Annotated in this window: 8 protein-coding genes; 4 read left to right on the forward strand and 4 right to left on the reverse strand. The window is 69.5% G+C overall.

The window, feature by feature from the left end; all coding sequences use genetic code 11:
• Positions 1 to 72: 72 nt before the first annotated feature.
• The 3 genes from ACFWHU_RS00615 (at position 73) to ACFWHU_RS00625 (ending at position 3,349) form a co-directional block, all read left to right on the forward strand.
• Complete coding sequence (locus ACFWHU_RS00615; protein WP_387222851.1) at positions 73 to 1,398, forward strand: geranylgeranyl reductase family protein; 1,326 nt, start codon at positions 73 to 75, stop codon at positions 1,396 to 1,398.
• A 209-nt stretch (positions 1,399 to 1,607) separates the two neighbouring features.
• Positions 1,608 to 2,624, forward strand: a complete 1,017-nt coding sequence (locus tag ACFWHU_RS00620; protein ID WP_387222853.1) for a TerC family protein — start codon at positions 1,608 to 1,610, stop codon at positions 2,622 to 2,624.
• A 203-nt stretch (positions 2,625 to 2,827) separates the two neighbouring features.
• Positions 2,828 to 3,349 (forward strand): YcxB family protein, encoded by a 522-nt coding sequence (locus ACFWHU_RS00625; protein WP_387222855.1) that lies wholly within the window; start codon positions 2,828 to 2,830, stop codon positions 3,347 to 3,349.
• A gap of 121 nt (positions 3,350 to 3,470) precedes the next feature.
• Here the strand turns inward: ACFWHU_RS00625 and ACFWHU_RS00630 are convergent, their stop codons facing one another.
• Positions 3,471 to 4,667, reverse strand: coding sequence for a HEAT repeat domain-containing protein (locus tag ACFWHU_RS00630; RefSeq protein ID WP_387222857.1), 1,197 nt, complete (start codon positions 4,665 to 4,667; stop codon positions 3,471 to 3,473).
• A gap of 547 nt (positions 4,668 to 5,214) precedes the next feature.
• Positions 5,215 to 6,066: a helix-turn-helix transcriptional regulator gene (locus ACFWHU_RS00635; RefSeq protein ID WP_387222859.1), complete on the reverse strand. Its 852-nt coding sequence runs from the start codon at positions 6,064 to 6,066 to the stop codon at positions 5,215 to 5,217.
• Between the two features lie 85 nt (positions 6,067 to 6,151).
• Here ACFWHU_RS00635 and ACFWHU_RS00640 point away from each other — a divergent pair, with 85 nt between their 5' ends.
• Positions 6,152 to 6,934, forward strand: coding sequence for an SDR family NAD(P)-dependent oxidoreductase (locus tag ACFWHU_RS00640; protein ID WP_387222862.1), 783 nt, complete (start codon positions 6,152 to 6,154; stop codon positions 6,932 to 6,934).
• A gap of 190 nt (positions 6,935 to 7,124) precedes the next feature.
• On the opposite strand, the gene ACFWHU_RS00645 is transcribed toward ACFWHU_RS00640, so the two are convergent.
• The gene (locus ACFWHU_RS00645) at positions 7,125 to 7,574 is read right to left on the reverse strand and encodes a lamin tail domain-containing protein (RefSeq protein WP_385793217.1); all 450 of its coding nucleotides are present in this window, start codon (positions 7,572 to 7,574) and stop codon (positions 7,125 to 7,127) included.
• A 1,038-nt stretch (positions 7,575 to 8,612) separates the two neighbouring features.
• Entirely contained in the window at positions 8,613 to 9,299 is a 687-nt protein-coding gene (locus ACFWHU_RS00650) for a TetR/AcrR family transcriptional regulator (protein WP_387222865.1), read from the reverse strand.
• Positions 9,300 to 9,485 lie beyond the last annotated feature (186 nt).

A 9,485-nucleotide genomic window follows, 5' to 3' on the forward strand; every position in this document is an offset into this window, starting at 1 on the left:
CCCGCGACGAAGCCGCGGAAGCTCGCGCAACACGGTGCGGACACGGTCAGCCGACGATTCCAGGAGGCGTACGTGCCGAGTACAGACCCGCAGCGGCCGGACGCGGTCACCGGCGACGAAGAGGCACGAGTGATCGTGGTGGGCGCGGGGCCCGCGGGTGCGACCGCCGCCATGTATCTGGCGCGCGCGGGCGTGGACGTCCTGCTGCTGGAGAAGGGCACGTTCCCCCGGGAGAAGGTCTGCGGCGACGGCCTCACACCGCGCGGCGTACGGCAGCTCGTACGCATGGGCGTCGACATCGACGCCCCGGGCTGGACGCGCACCCGGGGAATGCGCTGGATGTGCGAGGGACGGCAGGTGCACATCGACTGGCCCCGCCTCGGCGGTCATCCCGACTTCGGACTCACGCGCAGCCGTTACGACTTCGACGACATTCTGGTCCGCCATGCCTGCGAGGCCGGTGCGCGGCTGCGCGCGGAAGTGAAAGCCACCGGACCTCTGACGGACCGCGCCGGGCGGATCATCGGCGTGACGGCCGTCGCGGGCCCGGACAAACAGCCGAGGACGTACCGCGCGCCGGTGGTCATCGCCGCCGACGGCGCCTCGGCCAGAACGGCTCTCGCCATGGGCCTGGAGCGCGACCCGACCCGCCCGATCGCCACCGCCGCCCGCCGCTACTACCGCAGCGCCTCCCGCACCCATGACCCCTACCTTGAGCTCTGGGCCGATCTGCGCTGCTCCCGAACGGGCCGTGACCTGCCCGGATACGGATGGATCTTCCCTCTGGGCGACGGCCGGGTCAACGTCGGCCTGGGGTCACTGCCCCACCGTCGACACGGGGCGGTCGATCTGCGGGCCACCATGGATCAGTGGCTGGCGCGCCTGCCCGAGGAGTGGGGGCTGAGTGAGGAGAACGCCGATTCGCCCTTGCGGAGCGCGGCACTGCCGATGGGCTTCAACCGGCGGCCGCAGTACAGCCGCGGCCTGCTGCTGGTCGGCGACAGCGCGGGCATGATCAGCCCCTGGAGCGGCGAGGGTGTCGCACAGGCCATGGAAGCCGGCGAAGCCGCCGCCGAAGCTGTCGTCCTCGCCCTGCTGCGCCCGAGCGGGCCGGGGCGGGAGGAGGCGTTGCGGCAGTACCCGAAAGAGATCAACCGCCTCTGGGGGCGCTACTACCGGCTGGGCAACCAGGCCGCCGACCGCGTCCTCGGACGGTACGGCTACCGGCCCGTCCTCCACCGCCGTGTCATGGCCTCCCCCGTCCTGGTCCGATCGCTCGCCCGGCTGCTGACCGAAGTCGCCGACGAGCCCGGCCACGACGCGATCGACGCCGTCCTGCACGGTCTTCTGCGTCTGGTGCCCAGACCGTCGTTGAGCCGCAGGACGCCGAAACCGTGAACTCCGGGATGGACTCCGGCGTGGATTTCGGCGTGAACTCCGGTGCTCTCGGCCACTCGTAGCCGGGGACTCCGAGGTCCTTGTCCAGCACGTCGCGAACTCGCCCTGTCCGCACGGATCGCCACGACCAGGTACTTTAGACCTTCTCTTTACCATTCCTTGGTCATCCTTGTACCGTTGGCGCTCCAGACCATAGGGAGGGACCGGGGTTGGACGTCTCAACGACCATGTGGGTGCTCACGATTGTCGGTCTGTGCGCACTCATCACGGCCGACTTCTTCATAGGCGGCCGGAAGCCGCATGAAGTATCGATCAAGGAAGCGGGCATCTGGACGATCGTCTGGGTCGTTCTCGCCGTACTGTTCGGCGTCGGCCTGTTGATCTGGGGCGACGGACAGGCGTCCGGTGAGTTCTTCGCGGGCTACGTCACGGAGAAGTCGCTCAGCATCGACAATCTCTTCGTCTTCGTGCTGATCATGGCGAAGTTCGCGGTCCCTTCGATCTACCAGCAGCGCGTGCTGATGATCGGTGTGCTGATCGCTCTGGTGCTGCGCGCCGTCTTCATCGCCGCGGGCGCCGCCGCGATCAACTCCTTCGCCTGGGTCTTCTTCATCTTCGGCGCCTTCCTCATCTGGACCGCCTGGAAGCTCATCCAGGAGGCGCGGGCCGGCCAGGAGGACGAGGACTGGGAGGAGGGGCGCCTGATGAAAGCCATCGAACGGCGCCTTCCCTCCACCGACAAGTGGCACGGCACGAAGATGGTCATCCGCGAGAACGGCAAGCGGCTGGCCACCCCGATGCTGATCGTCATGCTGGCGATCGGCGTCACGGACGTGCTGTTCGCGGTGGACTCGATCCCCGCGATCTTCGGACTGACCCAGGACCCGTACATCGTCTTCACCGCCAACGCCTTCGCGCTGATGGGTCTGCGGCAGCTGTACTTCCTGATCGTCGGCCTGCTGAAGAAGCTGGTCCACCTCAGTTACGGCCTGTCGGTCATCCTGGCCTTCATCGGCGTCAAGCTGGTCCTGCACGGTATCCACGAGACGACGAGCCTGCACGTGCCGGAGATCTCGCTCCCGGTCTCGCTGAGCGTCATCTGCGGCGTGCTGATCATCACGACGATCACCAGCCTGATGGCATCGAAGAAGGCCGCCGAGCGGGAGGTAGCGGAGGCCGAGGCGGCGAAGCCGGAGCCGGCCGAAAAGACGGACGCCCAGGGCTGAGCCCTCGCGTCACCCGCCAGGTCCTGTCCGTCGGTCGGACAGGGCCTGGCGTTGGCCTTCTCCCCCAAGTGCCCGGCCACGGCGGAGGCCTCGGCGGCGAACCGTTCGGAAGCGCCTGTTCCGACCCCTACAATCCCCTATGCGCTCACCGGCGTTGATCACCTACCGGTACAGTCCCTGCTCATCGAATCCAGGGAGGGCGCATGACCGGTGATGTTTCGGTGCAGCTGAGATACGTAGTGACATGGCGGGAGATATCTGACGGACTGAAGATTCAGATGCGGCACAGCCCGGCCGGACGGTGGTGCTACCGCGTCCTGTGGGGACTGGGCGCGTTGCTCGCCCTGGTGACCGCGGCCCGCCTGCTGACCAGCGGCCCCGACGCCGCTTTCCTGGGCCTGTGGCGGTTCTTCCTGATCGCCTGCCTCCTCCTCTTGGCCGTCCGCTGGCTGATGGCTCTGGCCCTGCTCGCCTACGCCCGGCATCTGGGCGAACATCGCGTGACGGTCGACGAGGACGGGATCAGTACCGTTTCCGAGCGGCATACGAACCGGACCGACTGGGGGTTCTACGGGCGCAGCGTCGAGGGCCCGCGGGTATTCGTACTGATCACCCCGGACGTGTGGGGAACCGGAGTGTTGATCCTCCCCAAACGTGGTCTGGGCGCTCCGCAGGACTCCGAACGACTGCGGTCACTGATCACCAGGCATCTCACAGCAGCGTGAGCGTCCACTGTTCCCGGGCGGCTCCTGGCCGGATGGCGCGCGCCGCGCAGGTCCACGCGGAGCGCGGCCGGCGGGCCGGGGAGTGCCACCAAGCTGCCCGCTCATCACGCTGCGGCCCGGTTCAGCCGTCGCGACGCCGCTCATAGCGCGACACCGCGTCGAGCAGCCAAGTGTCCGGCCACTCCGCCGGATCGACCGGGCCGATCAGGCGGGCCCCCTCCACGCAACGGGGGTCGTCGGCGTCGGCGAGGCCGCTGACGGCCTTGATACGGACCAACTGGTCGTCCTCGTCGAGGAATCCGGCCAGGATGTCGGCGACGGCAGTGCCACGGCCCTCGAATTCGTGGAGCTCCTCGCACACGGTCCGGCGGACCCCGGCGTCAGGGTCGCGGGCCAGTGCGGCGAGCACGTCCAATGCTTCGGGGTGTGTGTAGGCGTATCGCGTCCTCCGCAGTGTCGACGGCACCTGGACGCGCACCCGGGGGTCGGGGTGCGCTCGGTAGGCCGGCCCCACCCCCTCAATCCTCGGGTCGTCGAGGCCGCTCAATCCGCACAGCACCGACGCGAGCACCGCCGGGTCCGTCTCCTCGACGGCCCACGGGAGGAGGACGTCCAACGCCCGCCGCTCGAACGGGCACTCATCAGGGATGACCGGACCGCTGGCGATGGAGAAAAGCCGCACGAGGTCCGCGGCAAACAGTCGGCGCAGGGGATCGAGGTCGGAGCGCAGCGCCAGGGCCGCCTCCCAGGTCTCCTCGTCCAGCCGGCCGGCGAGCACGGCCGTCGCCTCCGACCAGTCGGCGTGACTCCCGTCGCCGCGGGCGACTGCCCGGGCGAGCAGGTCGTCGAACGACCGGTGCACCCCGAACCTCGCCTCCAGGCAGGTGAGAACGGCGCCATGACCGTCGTACACACTCGCCCCGCCGAGCGTGATCACGTGGTACTCGTTGTAGCCGTACCGGTCCGTGATCCTGCGGCTTTCGGCCGGACCAGGGGCGCCGGTCGCCTGACGGAGCCCGGCTTCGGCGCCGGTCTCGTACCAGCGTCGCGCACAGGCCACGAGGTCCGTCTGGTCCTCCTCCGCAAGCCGGTTCGCGGTATGTCTGAGCATGCCGGCGGTGAGGCCGGCATTGCCGGAGGTGACGGTCCGCAGTATCGGTGTGCTCCCGTCAGGCAGCGGCCGGAGCGGATCGGCACCCGCTTCCAGCAGGACTTCCGCGACGTATCCGTCGAACGCGCCGACAGCGAGGCACAGCGCAGGAACGCCGTGAGCATCCGTGGTCTCCGGGGCGCCCCCCGCCCGCAGAATGTCCCTCACAATATGCGCGTGCCCAGCACGCACCGCCCCGATCAGCGGGTCCTCCGCCACGGCATCGCTCCCCCGCCACCCGGCACCCAATTGGCCTCTGCGGAGAGGATAGTCGGCAGAGACGACCAGCTATCGCACGGTGCACCAGCCGCGGACGCGCCTGGTGCAGGGCAGCGCGCCCGAATGAAGCCTCGCCCCAAGCCAGTTATTGCAATTGGCCCCAAAGAGCTCGCCCCTGCCCTGTAGCGTTTACCCATGAGCCTGGAAGACGATGTCCGACGACTTGAAGAGAAGCGTCAATCCGACGCGAGACGGGCCCTGCGGGCGAGAGAGAAAGCCGCCGCTCTCAATTTCCTCGACACGCATCGCTAATTCAAAATCCTGCGACTGGTCGGGCCGCGACCCGTGCGTAGGTGCACCCGCCCGCCGGTCCATGGGCGATCGATGAATGGCGGTACGACGGCGGCGAGCTTGGTCGGAGATTGACCGCCACCGTCCTGGAAAATCAGTAAGTCACCCCTGCGGACGAGGGTGTTCGCCGTGGCCGGCTGCGACGCTACCGCGGATAATCACTGGCCTCTGTTCCAAGTACATTCAGCAGAGCCAGCGCCTCGGCCGCATGGGACCCCGGCGGCGCGCTGTAGAGCACGAGGTGCTGGTCGCGGTCCGTGAGCGTGAGTGAGTCGCAGTCGACGGTGATCTCCCCGACGACCGGGTGACGGAAAGTCTTCGTGAGCATCAGCGCGGCCTGCACATCGTGCCGCTCCCAGAGTCGGTCGAACTCGGCGCTGCCCTCGCGGAGTTCGTCGACGAGTCCGGACACCGCGGGGTCGGACGGGTACCGGGCGAGGGTGGACCGGAGCTCCATCACGACGTGGTGCCGGAATTCCGCGGCGTCGGAGACCCCGTACAGCCTCGTATCGGCGCGCGCCGGCCCGAGGAATGCCCGGCGCGCGAGATTTCGGTCCTCCGGGGCGAGGTCGGCGAAGTCCTCCATGAGCGCGGCCGCGAGGTCGTTCCACGCGAGCACCTCGAACGCGGTGGACATCACGAAAGCGGCCGTCTGCGGCAGCCGATCGAGGAGCGCGAGGATGCTCGGGCGGACGTCGCGCCGATGCAGTCGGGTACGGCTCGGCGCGGTGCCCGCGAGGACGTGGAGGTGATCGGACTCGGCATCCGTGAGCCGCAGCGCGCCTGCGATCCCGGCGAGCACCTCGCCCGACGGCCGTGGGGCCCGGCCTTGCTCGAGCCGGACGTAGTACTCCGTGGAGATGTGCGCGAGGACCGCCACCTCCTCACGGCGCAGACCCGGTGTCCGGCGTCGCGAGCCCGAGGGGAGGCCGACGTCCTCCGGCCGGAGCCGCTCGCGACGGGTACGGAGGAACGCCCCCAGCTCTTGCTTGTCCACACCCCAAGTGTGCACGTCGCGCGGTGACGGATCCTGGTACTGCCTGTGCCTGTATCCGGTTCCTGGAGCCGCGCACGCTGTTGGCATGACGAACAACATCGACACCGACCCGATCGGCCTGCTCACCGGCAAGGTCGTGTTCATCACCGGCGCCAGCCGTGGCATCGGCGCGGCCGCGGCCCGGCTCTTCGCACGCGAAGGCGCCGCCGTCGTGCTCGCCGCCCGCAACACCAACGCCCTTGAGGGCATCGTCACCGAGATCCGTGCCAACGGCGGGGTCGCCGATGCCGTCACCCTGGACCTCGCCGACCGCGCGAGCATCCGCTCGGCGGTCGACCGTGCCGAGGAGCTTCACGGCCGGCTCGACGGCGCCTTCAACAACGGCGCGACGATCCAGCAGCCCGGCCCGCTCGACACCACGAGCGAGGAGGACATAGACGAGCAGTTCGCCGTCAACTTCCGCGCACACTGGACCGCCATGAACGCTGAGGCCGCGCTCATGCGACGGGGCGGTGGCGGGGCGATCGTCAACACCTCGAGCATCGGCAGCCGCCGCGCGAACCCCGCCCTTCCCGCCTACGCCGCCATGAAGCGCGCACTCAACAGCATCACCGAGACCGCCGCCGTGACCTGGGCCCCCCAGGGCATCCGGGTCAACGGCCTCACCCCCGGCGGCACCGCCACGGAGATGATCGACGAGTGGGAGGCGGCGACCCCCGGAATCATCGCGGCCAACAACGCGGCCACCCCGCTCGGCCGCATGGCCGAGCCCCACGAGGTCGCCGAGGCCGCCGCCTGGCTGCTCAGCGACCGCGCCTCGATGGTGACCGGCGCGATCCTCCCGGTCGACGGCGGCGCCGGCGCCTGAAAGACCGAGAGAGCACCCGGCACGACGGATCTCACGGGGCGGGTATCACCGGTCACCGGCGCCGGCCGCAGCCATCAGCAGGCGGTCGCAATCCGCCTGGGGCGGGCCGGGCCCTTGGCTATTCGCCGACGGTGTTACGGGCCGGTGGCCGCAGTCCCTCTGGAGCGGGGCTGCGGCCACCGGTGACGGGTCAGCGGCGGTGGCGCCAGGACTCGGTGTCGATGACGCGGTCGCGGTCGTTGCGCAGGGTGGCCTTGTCGCGGGTGTTGGACCAGATGTAGTAGCGGCTGTCCTGGTAGACGTCACTGCGGGTGTCGCGGCCGGTGCCGGTGTGGACCCGGACGGTGGAGCGGCCCGCGAGTCGCAGGTCGAAGGTGTAGCGGTTGCCGTCGCTGTCGGACAGGGTCCAGCCCCGCAGATTCACGGCCTGACGACCGGTGTTGGTGACGTCGACCCACTCCGCGTTGAGGCTGCGGTTGCTGCCGTTGTCGCGGCCGGGGCTGTCGTACTGGATCTTGCCCAGGACCACCGCGGAGCGGACCGGAGCCCTGCGGTCCTCGGCCTGGGCCGGCAGCGCCGCGGCGCTCACCAGCGCGCCGGCGACCAGGACGCCGGTGATGAGACTGCGAGAAGAAGACATGAAGCCCCCTGAAGGACATGCACATCCGGCGCGTTCACGCCGCTGTGCGACAGGTCCCGGCCCAACCGGCCGAGGACCCACACACTCCTGCACACACGAACTCCACAACTAGAGGAAATAATTCACGTTACAAAACACGGACATATCAGTAACAGTCGCTTGTGGGGGACAAGGATTGAAATGGCCATGCCGCTATACGGTCGATGCGCCACGCACCGACCCGCCCGGCGTCCGCGATCCGCAGAGTTCCGCCACCCGGGGCCACCCCGCACCCACCCCCTCGCGCCACCACGGGACGGGCCCGAACTTCCGTAACAGGCAGCCGCCAAAGGCTGGGAGCGGAAGCCGTCGTGGGTCCGCGGACGACACACGGGCGCCGCCGGGGCGCCCGCACCATCACCGTTGGTCGCTGCGGACAGCGACTTCCGGGGACTGTTTCCGGACCCGCCGTAGCAGTGACGATGGCTCAGTGACCTACAAGCGACTCCTCCAGAGAGTGGCCGTACCGGCAAGTGACGGGACCGCCACGACGGGCGGCAACTTGGCCCCGCTCGGCGTCGGAGCGGCCGTCCTTCAGGGCCGGCGCCGGTGGTGCTTGTGAGAGTGAATGATGAGGATCATGACCAGATGCAAGAAGTGCGGGGCGCAGAAGCGCCGGTGGCCTCGTTCCTGTCCCCGGTGCCGCAGCGGAGCTGACAGGCTTGATACAGCCACCGACGCTGCCGAACTGGCCGCAGAGGTCGGCCTGTTCCAGTGGGCCCTCAGGGGAGTCGTGGGAGTCGTACGGCTCGTGGCCCGCGCTCTCAGCTGACCCAACGAATTGCGCGACATCGCCGCCGGCTTCGGACAGCGGATGGCGGAGCACGAACCCGCCGCGTAACCGAACCACGCCGAACGCCCGCCTCCAGGGCGGGCGTTCGTGCGAGCACGGCCGTCCGGCTCCGCCGCGGAGGCGGACTTCGGTCGGCGGCGCCTCACGTACTCACCGATACGCAACGACGAAACGGGGACCATGGCCTCCGTGCAAGAGCCTGCTTCTCAGAGGCCGACCGTGTCCGCGAGGCCGTCGGTGTGGGTACGGAGGAAGGCTTCGGGGTCGGTCACGGTGTCCGCCGCGTACTGACCGAAGGTGTCGAACAGGATGGCGCCGATGACCGCGGACCACAGTCCGTAGACCCGGGAGACATTGCCCACCGGCATCTCGAAGCCGAAGATTCCTCGCAGTCGCTCCATGTCGGCGCGGACGGTCGGATCGTGCGGTGCCTCCACCGTTCTCAACTTGCCCGCCCGCCAGGCGTCTTCGACCACTCCGGCGAGAGCGAGGGCAAGTCGCGTGCCGGGCTCGACCGTCTGGTTGCCGGGAGCTGTGTAGCCGGGGACCGGAGTGCCGTAGAGCATGGCGAATCGGGACGGTTCACGGACGGCCCAGGCGCGCGCCGCGAGTACCGCCGCCGCCAGCCGCTCGCGGTGCGACAGGCAGGATGCCGCCGCGAGGGCCACGTCGACCTCGTCGGCGAGTTCGTTGTACGCGTCGACGATCAGCAGGGTGATGAGCGCTTCACGGTCCTGGACGTAGCGGTAGAGCGCTGACGGTACGACTCCGATGTCCCGGGCCACGGCCCGCAGGGACAGGTCGGCCGGAAGCACCGTGGCCAGGTGCTCGCGTCCCACGCGCACGATGTCACGCATCATCTGCTCGCGTGCTACTTGCCGTGAAGTGACCATGCGTGCACCTTATAAGTCAACGGTGTTCTCTCTTGGCCCGGCGGTGGGGGCCCGCCCCCCCCGGGGGGCGGCGGCCGCCCCCGCCCCCCCCCGGGGGCCGGGGGCCCCGGCCGGGGGGCGGCCCCCCGGCCGGGGCGGCCCCCCGGGCCGGCCCCCCGGCCCGCGAGGGGGCCCCGGGCCGGCCGG

This window comes from Streptomyces sp. NPDC060366, from assembly GCF_042725135.1.
GTDB lineage: Bacteria > Actinomycetota > Actinomycetes > Streptomycetales > Streptomycetaceae > Streptomyces.